Genomic DNA, 16,366 nt, shown 5'->3' on the forward strand with positions numbered 1-16,366 from the left:
CGGTACTCATATACCGGAGCCTGACGGAACCGAGCGCTTCTCAACCCAGCAGGGATGCAAAGAATGCGCCTCGTCACCCTACCTGGACATGTCATAGTAGAGCCCTCACCGCTTACCTTCCCTTACAGCTGGAAGAGGTCGCCATGATGCCCGTTCCGCCTCAGCGTTCGTGCAATCTGCTACTCGAGGGTGGCATTACCAGCGGGATCGTGTATCCCGCGCTTATTACCACGCTGGCCGAAACGTACCGCTTCCGGCACGTGGGTGGGACGAGCGCCGGTGCGATCGGTGCAGCCTTCACGGCGGCCGCCGAATACGCGCGGAGTGGCACGATCCCTTACGACGGGATGGCAGTCATTGACCGTCTGGCCGCAGACCTCGGGAAGCCGATATCACAGACACCTGGCGCTCCTCTGCTGTTACAGGCGCTTTTTCAGCCCACGGACCAGACCCGCGGCACGTTCGAATTGCTGTCTGCCACTCTCGCGTCCGATCGCCTGACCCGTCTTCCCCTGAAGGCCCTGGCCCAGCAGCCCCTTGCGGGCCTGTTGGGCGCACTGCCGGGGCTTGGCGTGGTTGGACTCACCCAGGCAGCCGGGCGACCACCGGTTCAGGCAGGGGGCCTCGCCCTGGGCGGCGTCCTGGCCGTCGTGGGGGCTGTGACCGCCACCCTGGCTGGCGGAGTGCTGCGCGGCCGTCAGGCACTGGAAGCGTCGAGATACGGCGTTTGCCCGGGCCACATGCCACCTGATTATTCCCCTCCTGCCCTGACCGACTGGCTCAGCCAGGCCATCAATGAGGTGGCAGGCCTGCCACGTGATGGAGCTCCCCTGACATTCGCCGATCTGGAAGGACGTGGCGTTACGCTCAGGACGATCACCACCTGCCTGACGCTGGGGCGGCCCTATTCTCTGCCCTTCGCCAACAACTTGTTCTACTTCAAGAAAGACGAAATGAGAGCCTTGTTCCCAGATGCGGTCGTGAGGCATCTCGTGAACCACGGACGGCAGCCCGCTAATTTAGATGAGAAAAAACTGTACGCGTCGCTTGCACAGCGTGAGATCTATCCCTTGCCTGAAGGGAAGAATCTGCCAGTGGTCGTCGCAGTACGTCTGAGTCTGAGTTTTCCCATTCTGATTAGTGCCGTCCAACTGCATGCGGTCGACTACAGCAGACCGATGCCTCCGGGCGGCTATGACGCGACGCCAGTCCTTTTTACCGATGGCGGCCTGAGTTCTAACCTGCCACTGCATTTTTTCGACTCGGCGCTGCCTGAATATCCGACTTTTGCAGTGAACCTGCGGTCGTTCCCGGAAGGACAAGTCCCGGATCCCGACGAAGCTAAGAACGTCTGGTTGCCAGAGCGCTCGGTTCAGGGGCGTCTACCTGAGTTCCGTCCGGTAAAAGATCTGTCTGGCTTCGGGGAAGGTATTCTCGATACATCCAGAAACTGGAAGGATGGGATCTACATCACCGCCCCTGGCTACCGTGACCGTATCGTCCATGTGCATCTGGACGGGCGCGTGGAGGGTGGTCTGAATCTGAGCATGGACAACACAGTCGTACAGAGGCTCGTGAAGCGGGGGCAAGCTGCTGCCCAGGCGCTGATCGACAAGTTCAGCTCACCCGACGCGTGGAATCGGCACCGCAGGGTACGGCTCGTGAATTTGCTGTGCGCGGTTGCTGACGTAGGGCGGGAATATGAAGCTGCATTCGCGTCACCGGAAGGGACAATGTCCTGGGACGCTGTCCTGGCCGGTGAAGACCTTGGCTATTCATTCGCAGATTCAGAAGCCGCCCAATTCAATGATATCTCCACCAAGTTGCGTGAAATTGGCCAAATTGACGCGACGATGGATAACCGTCCGAAGCCATATCAGCAGCTCCGTCTGATCCTCGAACCGTAGGCCGCAGCTAACATCAAGGTTGTAGGGGAACGTTCTTGAGATGATCGAGTACGAGGCTATCCATCCGGGTGTACAGGGCGGCAGCAATGCCACGGGACGCTTCAAGGTTGAGCGTAAGCCCGTTCATGCGGGCGACGCCTCGTGCGCGCGTACGGTGAAAGTGCAGACCAAGGAAGCTTGACTTCAGGTCATCAATATCAAGGTCGAGGTGTGCCAAGCCAAGGCGCACTTCCTGGTTTACCTTCCGACCCACCGCATACATGAAGTTGAGATTGTTCCCGACCCTGATAGATTCGTCGAGAAGTCTGACCTTGCCGGTATTGCCTTTCTGAGTCAAGGTGTCGACCAGCTGGCTCAACAGGGTGTCCGCCGTGCCTACATACCCTGCTGCTGAACGAAGCAGGTCGGCTACGGCCTGGTCAATAGTGAAGTCGTTTTGCAGGGTTTCAAACGGCTGGTCAATATGGCGGGTTGATTGCCAGCAGCCTAGACTCGACAGGCCTCGCAGATAAGCGTCAAACCATTGATCAGCGTTCTGGCGGCGTCCGCTCACCTCGGCATTTGCACTGCACTGTGCAAAGTAGGTTGAGGTGGCGACAAGATGGGCTTCATCGCCCGTCAGTTCCGCACCCAGTACGATGGCCGAGCCGGGTGCGATTAGTGCATTGGGCGTCCCTGCCGTTCCGGCGCTTCTCGCGAAGGCGTTCCAGTCTTGTCCGTATTCACGGCGCAACACGTCAGTGTCCGGGGCCGCGCTGAGCCCATGCTTTGGCCAGGTATCACTTCGGAGTGCGGTGTCGACGACTGCTTTTGCGGGGTCGGTCATGCGATTCCTCCAGATTCAGCCGGTATTCGAAATACAGTGGCGTCTCGGTGACGCGCTTGGTGAACTCCTTCCATTTCGCCACGTCTTCCGGCGTGGCCCCATTAGGCGGCTCACTAGCCATCGGCTGATCAGCGCGCAGCACGCGGAATGAGGTACGGCGCCGCAACTCGTCGTACATCTCCGGGTAAGGCATGGCCCAGCCTTTCGTGCCCCGCGAGCGGGCGAACACTTCATCGACAGGGATCAGCGCGACGAGGTTTGGATGGATCATCAGTTCCAGCCCCTGGGCCTTCAGGGTTGCGTTGTGGCTCCCATGATGGCCGACCTTGTATATGGCAGTCCGTGCGAGTAGAGCGCGTGCGTCTACCGAGCGTGCCTCAGGCTGTCCTGTGTCGGTGACAGCAAATTGCAGATCAAACCAGGACAGCCAGTTACCGACTTGGGCGTCGCCTGGAAAGAGGAGCACATCCCCCCCTGGGGATAATTCGAAGGCAAGGACGAGGCTGGTGTTGTTGGTGTCCTGATCTAAATTCAAGGCAAGATCCGTTGCCATGCTGATCCACGAGGCGTCGAGTGTACGCCATGTTGCGTCCTGTGCGTTGTAAGCCGGGTAATGGGTCTCGATTCCAGCTTTCAAGTCGATGCGCAGCCGCTCATCGAAAGGGAGGGGAGGGTCGTTCGGTGCTGCGGTTCCGGCAGCGGAAGCTAAGGCATGACCAAGCAGTTGGGAAAGGTAGACCTCTTTGTTTGCTCCGGAGTGCGGATCTGAGCGCCTGAGAAGTGCTGGATCCCGTGGGGGTCCGAGAACGAACACCCGGGTTGCGGTGGGTGAAGCGGGGAGTACCCAACTTTCTCCTGGACTTAGGTAACGTACTCGGCCGCCCTGCTCCGAGACGTGGGCGGCTACCTGCATCATAATGTCGGACACGCTGGGCGCGCTTACGCCGCGAGCTGTGTCACCTGCGAATCCCAGCAGATTCTGTACTTCCTGCAATGCCATCGTCCGGTCTTTGTCACCCTGGTACATACCGGCAAGTGCGTGCGTCGATTCTTGGAGTGTTGTCGTTCGTACGGCGAGACTGTGTCGGAGCACCGCAGCTTGCGGATCGGCAGGATCCTCGGTCCATGCAAGCCACACCTCATCCACCTTAAATGTTTTGAACTTATCGAAGCCCAGGATGAAACCCGAAAGATGGTCGTAATGCTGATGGGTCAGGACAATGGCATGCAGATGCCCCCCAGTAGCCGTATAGATATCGAGTAGCGTTGTATGGAGCCGATTCTTGATTTTTTCCGAGTGTAAAAATAGCCCGCAGTCAATCAGAATGTGCCGCGGTTCATCCTCCCCTGGGAGAGTCAGCAGGAAACAGTCGCCCAGGCCGCCAAGGGTCTCTCCGTCCAGGCCATTGCGGTACATCCGGACGCTGGGGACTGCCGGCCCGGCCATTAGCGGCCCTCCGACGCTTGCCGGTGAACAAGCGCGAATGGCTCATTTAGGACGGTGCCATTGGAAAGTCCGAAATACATAGCGCGCAGTCCAGCGTTCAGGTCGCCGTTGACATACCGCCACACCCGTTCGAGTCGCTTGACACTATCGACGTGCTTGCGGACGCAGTACCGGATTAGTTTAACCGGGGTGGCTTGAGCTTCCCTGGAGGCGTCGTCTTTCGCTTCCTGCGGTAACGCTTCAAGATCGACCAACAGGGTACAACCGCCGCGAAAGACGAAATCCCCGTCTTTTGCCTGGGCAGGAAGTGGTGTACCTGTATTGATCGCCTGGCGAAGAGCATCGTTACTGTAATGGAAGCTCTGGGTCAACTCGATCACGAGATCGAGTTGAGATTGGCCGTCGGGTTCGATCCGTCGCGCCGGCCGAACAGAATGAACCTCGAGGCCACGCTTCTGGAAGTTGAGGCCCAGTGCAGCTGCCACCCCTCCAGGCAGGAGTGAGGTCGCCTGATCAGCCTGTTCCCGGCTGAGAAACTCTGAAAGGTGGTCGCTCAGCACTGTTTTGGCAGCTGCCATGGCCCGCCAGGCGCGTTCCCTATTGTGGCCCAGGGCCCAGCCCTGGACCTGCTGCCGGATCGCATTGAGCACGTCAAGGTTCATCAGGATGCCACTGAGGGTTAGCTGCTCCTGATCCGTCGGTTCCTGCCAGCGCAGGCTGGTTTCGGACAGACTATTGACGTTGGAGGGGTAGATTCCGCGCCGGCGGAATGCTTCGATCATGGCCGTACGGTAGGCCCAGCCATCCTCGCGGGTATGCTCGAAATCGGCTGTGATGATTGCCCGGAGGAACTCGCCAAAGGTGAGGTCGACTGGGGGACAATAGTCGAGAGCGCGAATGCACATATGTAGCACTCGCTCAGCCACCAATGACGCTTCGTCCGCCAGGCGTGCGACCAGATCGGGGTGCAGTGCGCCTGGTCCCAGGATTCCACTCCCTCCCGACGCGAGACGCAGAAGATCAGAGGTGCGGGCCTTGTAAATCATGTTGAACGCGTCAAAAACGGCGCCCACTAGGACGGCACCGCGCTGATGCGGCTCAAGGAGGTTTTCATACTCCGGCGTGTCTGTGCTTCCTCCAGATCCGGGTTCATCGAGACCATCGAGTGCGCTTCGCAGCGCGCCATACAGGCCCGTGCCCTGGCCAAATTCGCGGGCAAGATCTGCGAGCAAATTCTTGCGCCCGAGGTCACCCTGGGTCTGGGCAATTTGATTCCTCACAACGTCTGGGAACGTGAAGTGCAAGAAGAGGGCCACGAGATCTGAGAAGGCTTCGTGAAAGGCCAGAACATCTGGATTGGTTGCCTCGGTGAACCGCGGATGCATGCCGTCCAGCAACGCGTGTGTGGTTTCGTGGGCAATCACGTCATGGGACAGACAGGTGAAGACTGTGCCTCGCGGCATGACCTGTGCGCTACGGCGTGGACGGGCAGCGAAATAACCGAAAAGCAGTGCGACCCGGTCTGGGTCATAAAAGGCATTCTCTTCGGCCATAGCGTGCGGGTAGATCCGCAGACGCTGCACGAACTGGGGTTCGTCCGAGTCTGGGGGATGATCATCGGCCCAGAACGCTGTGCGGCCTAATGCCCGCTCGAAGTGACGAATGGTGGTGCGGGCAATCGCATACACCATTTGCTGATGAAATCGGGGGTCGCCCGTTGATGGCAGCAGACCATCCTGCGCCAGAAGCGACGGATGGTCGAGATTCACTGGCTCATAACAACAGCCGCTTGCTGGATCTATATCGATGACTTCCAAGTATTCGTCCACGGGTCCAGGAGTCACGTGCTCCCAGGGTACCCGCACAAAGGTTTGGTTGATCAGCGCGGTATCAATACCGAGATCAAGGCTGGGATCAAGGGCGTAGACCCGGAGGCGACGCCACTGAGGTGTGTCATATGGACGTGAACTGGAAGACGACGTCATTGTTACCTCCTGTTAACGTATAGAATTTAGGCTGCCTGCTATGCCGAGGCTCGCAAGGTGTGGATAGCCCAGTGCGCGTGTAATGTTGATTCAAGTGTAAGCTTATTTTGGTCGAGGCACAACACATTTTGCGAGGAGGCATGCCGTGGATGACCGCAGGGGTAATCTCGACCATACTGAGAAACGCCGTGATCGCGACGATCCCGACAAGCCCTTCCCCCCTATTGTTGATGATCGTCACCCTCAAGAGCACGAGCGCCCATACGGCGAGCAGCCGCTCCCGGAAGAACAGCCTCAAGATGATTCAGATCCGAGCTGGTAGTAAAGATTAACGCACTTAGGAGCGATTAGCAAAACAGTTGATCGTTACGTTGTTGTCTGTTCAATAGCCTTTACGCGCAATGGGTTAGGGTCTGTCATCGGAATGGATCTTCCAACTACCACTGGTTGATGCGTCGCCTTAGGCCCTGATCACTCCACTTGGCGTAGATTCTTGCCGTATCCAGTACTGAGTGACCGAGATGTCGCGCCACGTCATCAAGAGAAGCTCCTTCCTGAGTCAGGCGCGTCCCTGAGTAGTGCCGGAGGGCGTGATAGCCACGGTACGAAACGCCTGCTCGATGACAAAGCCGATGCAAGCGCTCTACAGAGGCGGTATAACTCCCGCCAACAACTGGTGATTCCCCCAGAGGAACCTTTTTCAAGGCCTTGACAAGCGTCTCGCCAATGACCACTCGCCTCTGTTTGCCACCTTTTCCGCGCCGGACGATGAGTTCCTGGCCGTCCAGGTCGACGTCAATACCTGTTAGAACCAGCGCTTCACTGATGCGCAGGCCACCGTGAGCACACAGTAGAAGCAGAGCCTGCATCCGCGTATCGGCATGCTCAAGCAGCTTCTGAACTTCATCATGGGTATACGGACTCCGCTTGTCCCAGGGAGCAGTCTTTTCGCGGACGGGTCTGACATCAGCGAAGGGGGTCGCCTGAGTCGCGTCTGCCCAGCGCAGCGCCGAATACAGCAGGCGAACGCCGGCGAGCTGCACCCGGGTGCTTGACGCGCTGAGCCCACCCGCTTCCGCTGAGCGCACGAAGCGGACGCCGTCACTGGAGGTGGCCCGCAGGAGGTTCACCGCCTGGGTACCCGCGTAGTTCAGGTACCGGTTCACGGCCCAGCGGTAGGCCCTCAGGGTGCGGGGGCTGGTGGCGGTACCGCTTGCTCCATGCAGGGTGAGGTATGACTCGGTCAGTGACCACAGCGCTTCGACGTCGCGATCCCGGCTCGCCTCGGCTGCACGGCGTCTCCTCTCTTCGGGATTGAGGTCAGCCCATCCCCGGGCGCGGTCGAACATCCCCAGCTGGTAACGCTCGATCGTCATCCCCACACCCCATAGATAACATACCTTAACTATGGGTTACGTGTTCGCTGTTCGCGAATCGCGAACGGCGAATACACTGAATGTATGCTCAAACCCCAGGATCTTCTGCTTCTTCTCAAGCTCCTTCAGTCCGGGTACACCTCGCACATGCAGCTATCAGCGAGCCTAGGCACGAGCTCGTCTGAAGTACACGCTGGCCTGAAACGCCTCAAGCAGTCCCGGCTGGTCAAAAGTGATGGTTCGCCTATCCGATCCGCCGCCCGTGAGGTTCTCCGCTACGGCGTCCCATACTTCCTCCCAGCTGTGAGGGGAGAACTTACCCGGGGCATGCCCACGGCCTACGCCGCCCCGCCCCTCAGCGCCCACATCGTTCAGGGCAGCGACCCGCCACCCATTTGGCCCGACCCTGAAGGCTCTGTCCGCGGCCAAGCCATGATCCCCCTCTACCGCTCGGTGCCGTTTGCAGCCCGGCAGGATCCAGCGCTTTACGAATGGCTCGCGCTGGTCGATGCCCTGCGGGGCGGAAGCACCCGCGAGCGCGAACTGGCCGGCAAGCTTTTGGATGAGCGTCTACAGACCCCGGTGGCTTCATGAGCAGTGCAGCGAACGTTGAGCGGCTCACCGAGACCCTGCGCCGTCTTGGCTCACTCGCCGAGCAATTGGTCTTCGTCGGAGGCAGCACCACGGCCCTCTTCATGACTGATTCTGCGGCCGCTGACGTCCGGGAGACCCTGGATATCGACGCCATCGTCGAGACCACCCGGGCCGGGTACAGCCGCTTGACTGAGGCACTGAACAAGCAGGGATTCTTCGAGGACACCACTGAGGGCGCACCGATCTGCCGGTTCCGCAGTGGCGAACTGATCCTTGATGTGATGCCGACTGATGCACAGGTTCTGGGATTTAGTAACCCCTGGTATCTCCCCGCGATTGAACATGCTGAGACCATGAACCTAGCGGACGGTCTGCAAGTGCGAACCATCGCCGCGCCCTACTTTCTCGCGACCAAACTAGTTGCCTTTCAAGGGCGGGGTGGAGGGGACTATGGCTTAAGCCACGACATCAGTGACGTTGTATCCGTACTCGATGGGCGGCCCGAAGTGGTCGAGGAGATTGGGCAGAGCGGCCACGAGATCAAGGTATTTCTAGCTCAGGCGGCCCGCGACCTCCTGACGACACCGGCGTTCACGGACACCCTTTCCTACCACCTACCGCCCGATTCAGCGAGTCAAGCCAGGGAGGGACTGATACTCGAGCGTCTGAGGCTCATTGCAGAAGTCGACCAAGAGCGTTCCTGAAGAGGCCAAGCAGCCCCTGTAGATCAGCTGATTCACCATCCTGGAGGGGTCAGGTCCGCGGGTCAACCTCTCGATCCCAGATGACGAGCACTTCGCTGATTGCAACGGTTACGTCTTGCGTGCGCCACCATATTCACTCATGGTCGATGGCCGCCAGAGATCAGGTAGACAATCACCACATTGAGCTGCATGTCTTGCACTTGGTCATCAGCTGGAAGGACCTCCACATGAATGCAGGCTCTGCAGCAAAAGGCGCAGCGCGTGGTCGAAAGTGGTGCCGGCCAGATCGGGGTTGGCACCCAGCGGTGGGCAGGCGAGGGATGTTTCCGGTGGACGGGGCAGGGGGTACGTGAGGGCAATGCGGATGGCCTGCCGGGCCTCCGAGGTGTGGCAAAGGTAACTTGTCAGGCTGCCGTACTCGGGTCGTGGGGGAAGTATCAGTGAGCGGGGGAGCTCCTGAAGCGGGGAAGCTGGTTGCACGCAGCGTGGACGGGCGAGGCACATGAGCTGAACACCCACCGCTCTCGCCGCTGCGTCCAGACGGGGAAGGGTCGGGGGCCTGGGCCGTACGGCACGTATCAAGGCCCGATTGGGCAAAAGTTTGCCGTCGTGCTCGACTCCTCCCACTCGGGTGACCAAGTGGCGGTCTCGGTGAAGTAAGTGACGCAACCCCCGTACGGCAGGGTGAACTGGGCAGCTTGCGGTGGCATCCCTGGCCTCATTCGGTAGGAAGGGAGTGAACGTGGCCAGCTTGGCGAACGCCTGGATCCTCGAAGGAGCGGGCACTGTACACCTGGGCCTCGGCGTTATGCCAGGTCAGCGTGTTGATCGCTTGGATGGCGGGCGAGACGAGGGACACAACACGGTGCGGGGGCAACCTCATGCGGCTCTGCGTCAAGGTGTAGGCCACGCGGGGGGTAAGCGGGTACACCAGTTGAAAGCCCTTGCGGCCCAGGCCCTGGCTGGCGGTGACGATCACCTTCCCGCCCTCACCCGTCTCCAGGCAGGTACAGACCGGGTGATCACTCGTCAGGAAAAAGGTTTCCGGCGGGCTGACGAGCAGTCCCGGGTGCAAGGTGCCGAAGTGCTCGGCCATCTGCGGGATGAGCTGGCCCGTCAGCATTTGCAGGTGCGCGCCCGTTGACAACTGGGTTTCACTCAGGGTTACCCCCGGCAGACCCACTTCCTGCCGCGCACGCTGGAATAGTTGTCGGCGGATGCGGGGTGTGCGCACCAACTGGAGGGCCGTGAATGTTCGGAGCAGCGGATCCAACTGCGCGACCGCCAGGGTGGGAACGTGCTGCAGGGCGGCAGGCACGATGCGCAGCAGGGTGGCGAGGTGGTTGTCGTACTGGTTCGCCAAGGCGGTCTCCACCTGAACGTCCAGCGCCTGGCCGTCGCGCCAGGCGTAGAAGTTTCGCTGCTGGGCAATGTTTAGGGGACTGGTGCTAAAGGTTTTGCCCGTGTCCTTGCAGTAGACGTGAACTTGCTGACGTTCATCCGCAAACTGGTACAAATACCCTTGCGGCACATAGTGGTGCCGGCGGGGCGTGTTGCCCTTCTTCCCCTTCACTGGGTCTCCCCCATCCACTCCAGATTCAACGCCAGCAAGCGCGAGAGCACCTCGTCCTTCAACGGCCTCTCCCCCCATACGTCTGCGAAGCCGGTTTCCCTGGTACTGGCCTTCTTAACGTGCTTCTCAAAGGCGTATTGATCTCCCGTCGCTTCCCTGAAGGGGGGAATTCGCCGAGGAGGGTGGACAGGCCGTGCCAGTGCTTCAAGTAGGCGGCGCGCTTGGAGGGAGTAGATGCGCAGGCACACCACTTCAGTGCGAATTCGTGCGGGTGCATGAAGGGCAGTATGGCGTGTGATGTCGAAAGGCCAGAACAGAAGTGGGTAACTTGGACAACGCTGCTGCGGCCAGGAACCTGACCTACCAGCTTGCGTACCTGCTTACCGTTACCCGTCAGGAAGAACGTCGTGCCCACATCTGTTTGGGCTTAACCTAGCGAAGGCCCAAATTCTGTCCAGATCGTCTGAGGAAGTGGTTCCGGAGGCCGAGACAGCTCCCTTCAGCAGCAGGTAGAGCGTGCTTCCTGTTCACACTCCTTACCTGAGAGGTGCATCCAGATGCCCTACTGCACGCATACGGGAGGTATGCCTGTCCTCCCCGCCGCCTTCCCTGGGTGTCATGCCCCGGAATGGCGGCCGGTGCGGCAGACTGCAGTCATGCCCGTCACCCTGCCGCCCGGCCTGGAGTACCAGCGGCTGATCGTGCAGCTCCAGCATGGACAGGAGGGTGCCCTGAAGGCCCTGTACGATGCGCTCGCTGGCGTGACCTACCGCGTGTGCCTGCGGATGCTGGTGTCCCCGGAGGACGCTGAGGAAGTCCTTCAGGACACCTTCCTGCGCCTGGAGGCCCAGGCCGGACGCTACGATCCGGCGCGCGGCACGGTGCAGACCTTCGTGTTGACCATCGCCCATCACCTGTGCCTGGAGCGGCTGCGTGCCCGCCGCGCCCGGCCACAGGCCCAGGACGGTGCGTTCGACGATCCGGCGTTCGACCTGCCAGCGCCTTCCCCACCGCGCGATCCCCTGGATCAGGCCCTGCTTGGCACCGCCCTGAGATCGCTCCCGGATACCGACCGGCTGCTGCTGGAGGACATGTTCTTCGGCGGGTACACCCACGCTGAACTCACGGCCCGCACGGGGTTGCCCCTGGGCACTGTGAAAAGCCGCCTGCGCCGTGCGCTGCTGAATCTCCGCGGAAGGATGACCCCATGATCCACCCGACGGAACTGCTGCCCGAATACGTCCTGGGTGACCTGGACGCGCCGGAGTTGGAGAGTGTCGAAGCGCACCTGACCGTCTGTGCCCCCTGCCGCACCGAGGTGGCCCGGCTGCGGGACGCCGTGTTCTCGCTCGCCGACGACCTGCCCGAGGCGGCCGTGCCCACCGGCACCTGGGAACGCCTGCAGGCCCGCCGTACCGCCGGGGCGATCCAACATCCGACTCAGCCGACGCCCACAGTGGTGCCCCGCCTCCACCGCCCGCGCTGGCCGTGGTTGGCGGCGGCCGCCGTCCTGGTGCTGGCCCTGAACCCCCTCACGATCCGCCTGATGACGCCACCGTCGCCGCAGACCACCGCTGAGCGGTGGGAGGCCCAGGGCGCGTCCCGGCTGACCCTCGCGTCGCCGGACGGTCGGGCGTTCGGTACGATGCTGGTGCGGTCGGACGGACAGGCCCTGGTGATTCTCACCCGGCCGGCGCCGGCCGGGCAGGTCTACCAGGCGTGGGGTCGCACAGGCAGTGGGACGGGCGCCCGCGTGCCGGTCAGTCTGGGGCTCACGGGCGGCACCGTCCTGCAGGTGGGCTGGCGGGGCTACGCGTCCGTGGGCATCAGCGTGGAACCCGCCGGGGGCAGCCCGGCCCCGACCCGCCCGCTCGGCCGGGTGGCGCTGCCCGGCGTGTAGACCCGAGGCGGTGATGGGCACGGCCACAGGCGGCCAGTGGACTCATCACAAGGGCGGCCCCCACGAGAGTGGGGGCCGCCCCGCCTCGGGCGCTCAGCCCTTGGTCATCTTGACCGGGGCGCAGATCGGCACGACGCTGGGGTCACTGGCATAGTGGACGTTGATGTACGCGCCCATATCGCCCGCGATCTTGGCCATGTCACCGCTCACCGTGACGGTCGCGTTGCCGCTGGCGTCCGACATGAAGTTCGGGAAGCCCAGCGTCACCGGCCCGTTGGACGCGCAGGGATCCGTGCTCGACGCAGGCCCGAAGGCGTGGTAGTGCGCGATATACGCCTTGCTGGGCGTCAGGCCGCTCACCGTCAGGGTGGTGCTGACCATGCCGCCACTCATGGTCGCCACGGCCTTGCCCATCGCAGCGGGATCGGCCGTGTTGGCGTTGTGCTTGAAGGTGTAGGTGGTGCCGCCAGCGCCCATCATCATGCTGCACGAGCCGAGCAGTGCGGTGGTGGCCATCCCCAGAACGATCTTGTATACGAACATACTGTCCTCCATGGTGCGTGTCCTGCGTTGACTCCGCCTCAGCGGTTGGTCACAGTGATCGTGGCGCTCATGCCATCGTGGTACGAGCAGTAGTAGGTATAGGTGCCGGGGGTCTTGAAGGTGTAACTGTACTTGTCCCCTGGCCGCAGGTCTGGCGACTTCAGGTCGGCCACTGTCAGGGACAGGACGTTGTGGGTGACCTGCCCGGTATGGAGCCAGGTCACGGTGGTGCCCGCTTTGATGCTCAGCGTGGCCGGCTGGAAGCGGTTGTCAGCAATGTTCACCGTCACGCCGGCGATGGTGGTGGGCGCGGCGGTGACCGGCGTGACTGCACCTTTCAGGACGGCAGCACACAGGGGAACGTCGGTCAGGTCGGACGCCCTGTGGACGTCGACATATGCCCCCAGCGGGCCGCGCAGGCGCGTGGGATTGGCCCGCAGAGTCACCGTGGCCTGACCCTGCGCGTCCGTTCTGAAGGCCGGGAAGCCTAGGGTGATGGGGCCACCAGACGCGCAAGGAGCCCCGCCTGCCGAACCCAGGGCATGGTAATGGGCGGCGTAGGCCGTGTTGGGCGTCAAGCCACGCAGGGTCAGTACCGACAGCGACAGGGCGGACGACACCGTGCGGACACTGAGCTGTCCAGATGCGCCAGCCGCTGTACCGGTGGCCAGCAAGGGGAAGGCCTGGGAGGTCTGCGTCTGGGCCACGGCGGGCGTCAACAGCAGGGCGGGCACCAGCGCGAAGTGAATGGATCTGAACATCTGGAGTCCTGTTAGCGCGTGAGGGGGCTGGTGGCGGCCGCGTCGTTGCTGTCACTCAGGATGGCCGGGCCGGCGTTCAGATCGGTGTCGAAGGGAGATACGGCGTAGGGCTGACCCTGATCGGTGAAGAGCTTGGCGGTCGTCTGGGGGTCTTTCGGCCAGACCACCAGATGGTCGAGGTTGACCTTGCTGGACTTGATGGCCGGGCCGTCAGGTTTACCGTCCTTGGCCGTGCCCCGCAATGTGAAGGCGTCGAAGATGCTCGCCATCGCGCTCGCCTCGACCTTGCCTTTCTTGTCGGCCTTGAAGTCCATCACGTGCTGCATGAGGCCGAAGGGAGCCACCGGCGACTCGGTCAGGAACAGGGTGTACTGAGCGCCGGGCGTGAGGCCCTCGGCCTTGAGGGTCAGGTCGTCCGTTCCTTCCAGTGACCGGATCACCACGTTCCCCGCGACGCCCTTAAGGGCTGCCGGCAGGAACGCGAAGGGCTTGTCGGGCACGCCCAGCTTGATCTTCACCGACGGCAGGCCGACCCGCACGGTTTTCAGGTTCTGGGTGCCCGCTCCGCTGGGCACGGCATTCGCCACGTACACCAGCGCCTGTGGCATCTGCCCGATCGGGATGGTCTTGATGACCGCATTGCTGGCCGTGTCGATCACGTCCACCGCGTCCTGGTCTTCCAGGCCGACGTACACCCGCGTGTTGTCACCACTGGGCCAGATCCCGTGCGGGGTCATACCGGTGGGGATGGTCGCCACGATCTGCGGCTTCGCGCCCCGTTTGATGACCTTCACGACGTTCTCACCGCCCACGGTGACATAGATGAAGTCGCCGGCCCCAGTACTCACCGCGTTCACGTGGTTGGTCACCTTGCCGGTGTCGAGCACGTGCAGCACCTTGAAGGTGCGGGCGTCGATGGCCGTGACCTTGCCCACGTCCTTGTGGGTCAGCCACACCTCCTTACCGTCGGGCGTGACCACCAGGTTGGGCGAAAAGGGACTGACGACCGGCACGCGGGCGATCACCTTGTGGGTAGGAACATCGATCACGTCGAGCTGCGCGGTGCGGCTGGAGTCCACGAAGGCGCGCTGTCCGTCCGGGCTGAAGACGACCATGCCCGGCCCCTGGGCAACCCTGATACGCCCGGTCTCCTTCAGGCTCGCCACGTCGATGACCGAGAGGTAGTCCTCACCGCGCACGGTGACCCAGACCTGCTTGCCGTCTGGGGTGAAAAAGCCCTCGTGCGGGCCGCGCCCGGTGTATACCGTGCCCATCACGTGGTTGTCGCGCGTGCGGATGATGGTCACGCCGTTCGAGGCATTGCTGATGACGCTCAGGTACCGCCCGTCAGGCGAGAATCCCAGGCCGTGGACGTTGACCTGCATGTCGTCGAGCGCTCCGAGTACCCCGGGCCGGGGGTGACCCAGCGGGATCTGGCCCACCACCGTATTGGTGGCGGGATTGATGACCGTGACGGTGTTCGAGGTCTGGTCAGCCGTGTACACCCGGTCACGGGAGGACAGGGCCGGGCCATTCAGCGTGGGCGGCTGCGTCATGCCCTGGGCGCCGCCGCCGCTGGCGTACTGGGCAAGGGCGAGGGCGCCGGTCACGCTGGCGGTGAGGAGGGCGGCGAGGGCGGGACGGGATGGACGTGGACGCTGGAACATGCTGACCTCGGAAACCAGGGGGATGGCTCTGCGACTGGGAGAGCGACGGACGGCTGGATGGGTGCCTTCATCACCCGTATGCGCCGCCTCCAGCTCCTGGATGCCCCCAGCACTTCACCGAAGCTTCACGGTGTCACGTGCCGGCATCCTCGAAGTGAAGGTCGCGCGACGTCCCGCTGATCTGCCGGCTCCGGGCAACCGGTACGCTCAGCCATGCCTACCTTCGATGCTCCGCACCCCATCACGCAGGGTGCAGGAACCGATCTGCGTGCGAACTGGACACCTGATGGCCAGTGGATCGTCTTCGAACGCTTGCAGGATGGTCGTCGGCGGTTACACCGTGTGCATCCGGATGGCTCTGATCTGGAAGCCCTGGCCCTCGATGAACCCGACGGCTCAGACAGCACCGGCCGTCCTGCGTTCTTCACGCCCAACGATGTCGTCTTCGTCAGCAACCGCCTGGGCCGCACGGCCCTGTTCCGGGAAACTCAGGGCCAGGTGACGCGGCTGCACGCCAGTGGGGAGCCCTGTTACGGGCCGGCCCTGGGCACCGCCGGCACCTGGCCGCTGCTGTACTTCCAGTCTGACGGTTCAGATGCGATGCACATCTCCGCGCTGGGGCAGGATGGGCAGGTGACCCGGCTCACCCACGCGATGGGCGTACAGGATCAGCCGTGGCCGTTCTCGGACGGACAGACCTTCGTCTATCACTCACAAGAGGATGGACGACATGTGGTGTGCCTCCAGTCCGTGCAGGCCGGGGCTGCGCCCGTAGTCTTGAGCGATGCGGATGAGGAGACAGCCTACGTGACCCCGTTCCCGTCGCCGGACGGCCGGTGGATCGCATTCACCTCGGCCCGGGGGGGCCAGGCGCAGGTGTGGGTGATGCGCCCGGATGGTTCCGAACGGCAACAGGTCACTTCTGGCGCACCGCACAGCTTTCCGGCCTGGAGTCCGGATGGACGCGCGCTGGTGTTTACCCAGGGAACACCGACGGCGGAGGTGCCCAGCGGGTACCTGGTCATCATCGGCGTGAGCTGACCTGCACACGCTGGGGATGCCCTTCGATATCGCAGGTAGCAA

Annotated in this window: 14 protein-coding genes; 6 read left to right on the plus strand and 8 right to left on the minus strand. The window is 62.3% G+C overall.

The window, feature by feature from the left end; genetic code table 11:
* Positions 1–143: 143 nt before the first annotated feature.
* The gene (locus U2P90_RS18905) at positions 144–1,907 is read left to right on the plus strand and encodes a patatin-like phospholipase family protein (protein ID WP_322474752.1); all 1,764 of its coding nucleotides are present in this window, start codon (positions 144–146) and stop codon (positions 1,905–1,907) included.
* A 13-nt stretch (positions 1,908–1,920) separates the two neighbouring features.
* On the opposite strand, the gene U2P90_RS18910 is transcribed toward U2P90_RS18905, so the two are convergent.
* The 4 genes from U2P90_RS18910 to U2P90_RS18925 form a co-directional block, all read right to left on the minus strand.
* A complete protein-coding gene (locus U2P90_RS18910) occupies positions 1,921–2,733 on the minus strand; it encodes a hypothetical protein (RefSeq protein ID WP_322474753.1) in 813 nt (270 codons plus the stop codon).
* Positions 2,687–4,180: an MBL fold metallo-hydrolase gene (locus tag U2P90_RS18915; protein ID WP_322474754.1), complete on the minus strand. Its 1,494-nt coding sequence runs from the start codon at positions 4,178–4,180 to the stop codon at positions 2,687–2,689. The genes U2P90_RS18910 and U2P90_RS18915 overlap by 47 nt, the downstream gene beginning before the upstream one ends.
* On the minus strand, positions 4,180–6,165 hold the full coding sequence (locus U2P90_RS18920) for a hypothetical protein (protein ID WP_322474755.1): 1,986 nt from the start codon (positions 6,163–6,165) through the stop codon (positions 4,180–4,182). The genes U2P90_RS18915 and U2P90_RS18920 overlap by 1 nt, the downstream gene beginning before the upstream one ends.
* Positions 6,166–6,602: 437 nt before the next feature.
* Positions 6,603–7,541: a tyrosine-type recombinase/integrase gene (locus U2P90_RS18925; RefSeq protein ID WP_322474756.1), complete on the minus strand. Its 939-nt coding sequence runs from the start codon at positions 7,539–7,541 to the stop codon at positions 6,603–6,605.
* Positions 7,542–7,625: 84 nt separating this feature from the next.
* Between U2P90_RS18925 and U2P90_RS18930 the strand changes: the two genes are divergently transcribed.
* Complete coding sequence (locus U2P90_RS18930; protein WP_322474757.1) at positions 7,626–8,135, plus strand: hypothetical protein; 510 nt, start codon at positions 7,626–7,628, stop codon at positions 8,133–8,135.
* On the plus strand, positions 8,132–8,839 hold the full coding sequence (locus U2P90_RS18935) for a hypothetical protein (protein ID WP_322474758.1): 708 nt from the start codon (positions 8,132–8,134) through the stop codon (positions 8,837–8,839). Before U2P90_RS18930 ends, U2P90_RS18935 begins: the two co-directional genes overlap by 4 nt.
* 718 nt (positions 8,840–9,557) lie before the next feature.
* Here U2P90_RS18935 and U2P90_RS18940 read toward each other — a convergent pair.
* Positions 9,558–10,412 (minus strand): DUF4238 domain-containing protein, encoded by an 855-nt coding sequence (locus tag U2P90_RS18940; protein ID WP_322474759.1) that lies wholly within the window; start codon positions 10,410–10,412, stop codon positions 9,558–9,560.
* 656 nt (positions 10,413–11,068) lie between these two features.
* On the opposite strand from U2P90_RS18940, the gene U2P90_RS18945 reads away from it, so the two are divergent.
* Complete coding sequence (locus tag U2P90_RS18945) at positions 11,069–11,623, plus strand: RNA polymerase sigma factor (RefSeq protein ID WP_295814223.1); 555 nt, start codon at positions 11,069–11,071, stop codon at positions 11,621–11,623.
* On the plus strand, positions 11,620–12,312 hold the full coding sequence (locus U2P90_RS18950; protein ID WP_295814225.1) for an anti-sigma factor domain-containing protein: 693 nt from the start codon (positions 11,620–11,622) through the stop codon (positions 12,310–12,312). The genes U2P90_RS18945 and U2P90_RS18950 overlap by 4 nt, the downstream gene beginning before the upstream one ends.
* Positions 12,313–12,405: 93 nt before the next feature.
* Here the strand turns inward: U2P90_RS18950 and U2P90_RS18955 are convergent, their stop codons facing one another.
* The 3 genes from U2P90_RS18955 to U2P90_RS18965 are packed head-to-tail and all read right to left on the minus strand — an operon-like array spanning position 12,406 to position 15,283.
* Complete coding sequence (locus U2P90_RS18955) at positions 12,406–12,855, minus strand: CHRD domain-containing protein (RefSeq protein WP_229832291.1); 450 nt, start codon at positions 12,853–12,855, stop codon at positions 12,406–12,408.
* A gap of 38 nt (positions 12,856–12,893) precedes the next feature.
* Positions 12,894–13,616, minus strand: a complete 723-nt coding sequence (locus tag U2P90_RS18960) for a cupredoxin domain-containing protein (RefSeq protein WP_295814229.1) — start codon at positions 13,614–13,616, stop codon at positions 12,894–12,896.
* Positions 13,617–13,627: 11 nt separating this feature from the next.
* A complete protein-coding gene (locus U2P90_RS18965; RefSeq protein WP_295814232.1) occupies positions 13,628–15,283 on the minus strand; it encodes a hypothetical protein in 1,656 nt (551 codons plus the stop codon).
* Positions 15,284–15,496: 213 nt separating this feature from the next.
* Between U2P90_RS18965 and U2P90_RS18970 the strand changes: the two genes are divergently transcribed.
* Complete coding sequence (locus U2P90_RS18970) at positions 15,497–16,324, plus strand: TolB family protein (RefSeq protein ID WP_295814234.1); 828 nt, start codon at positions 15,497–15,499, stop codon at positions 16,322–16,324.
* Positions 16,325–16,366: the final 42 nt, after the last annotated feature.

The organism is Deinococcus sp. AB2017081 (assembly GCF_034440735.1).
In the GTDB taxonomy this organism is placed as follows: Bacteria; Deinococcota; Deinococci; order Deinococcales; family Deinococcaceae; genus Deinococcus; species Deinococcus rufus.

Bases quoted from the DNA above. Each gene is read 5' to 3' on its own strand.
- U2P90_RS18905 (WP_322474752.1), top strand. From the start codon at position 144: ATGATGCCCGTTCCGCCTCAGCGTTCGTGCAATCTGCTACTCGAGGGT.
- U2P90_RS18910 (WP_322474753.1), bottom strand. From the start codon at position 2,733: ATGACCGACCCCGCAAAAGCAGTCGTCGACACCGCACTCCGAAGTGAT.
- U2P90_RS18915 (WP_322474754.1), bottom strand. From the start codon at position 4,180: ATGGCCGGGCCGGCAGTCCCCAGCGTCCGGATGTACCGCAATGGCCTG.
- U2P90_RS18920 (WP_322474755.1), bottom strand. From the start codon at position 6,165: ATGACGTCGTCTTCCAGTTCACGTCCATATGACACACCTCAGTGGCGT.
- U2P90_RS18925 (WP_322474756.1), bottom strand. From the start codon at position 7,541: ATGACGATCGAGCGTTACCAGCTGGGGATGTTCGACCGCGCCCGGGGA.
- U2P90_RS18930 (WP_322474757.1), top strand. From the start codon at position 7,626: ATGCTCAAACCCCAGGATCTTCTGCTTCTTCTCAAGCTCCTTCAGTCC.
- U2P90_RS18935 (WP_322474758.1), top strand. From the start codon at position 8,132: ATGAGCAGTGCAGCGAACGTTGAGCGGCTCACCGAGACCCTGCGCCGT.
- U2P90_RS18945 (WP_295814223.1), top strand. From the start codon at position 11,069: ATGCCCGTCACCCTGCCGCCCGGCCTGGAGTACCAGCGGCTGATCGTG.
- U2P90_RS18950 (WP_295814225.1), top strand. From the start codon at position 11,620: ATGATCCACCCGACGGAACTGCTGCCCGAATACGTCCTGGGTGACCTG.
- U2P90_RS18955 (WP_229832291.1), bottom strand. From the start codon at position 12,855: ATGTTCGTATACAAGATCGTTCTGGGGATGGCCACCACCGCACTGCTC.
- U2P90_RS18960 (WP_295814229.1), bottom strand. From the start codon at position 13,616: ATGTTCAGATCCATTCACTTCGCGCTGGTGCCCGCCCTGCTGTTGACG.
- U2P90_RS18965 (WP_295814232.1), bottom strand. From the start codon at position 15,283: ATGTTCCAGCGTCCACGTCCATCCCGTCCCGCCCTCGCCGCCCTCCTC.
- U2P90_RS18970 (WP_295814234.1), top strand. From the start codon at position 15,497: ATGCCTACCTTCGATGCTCCGCACCCCATCACGCAGGGTGCAGGAACC.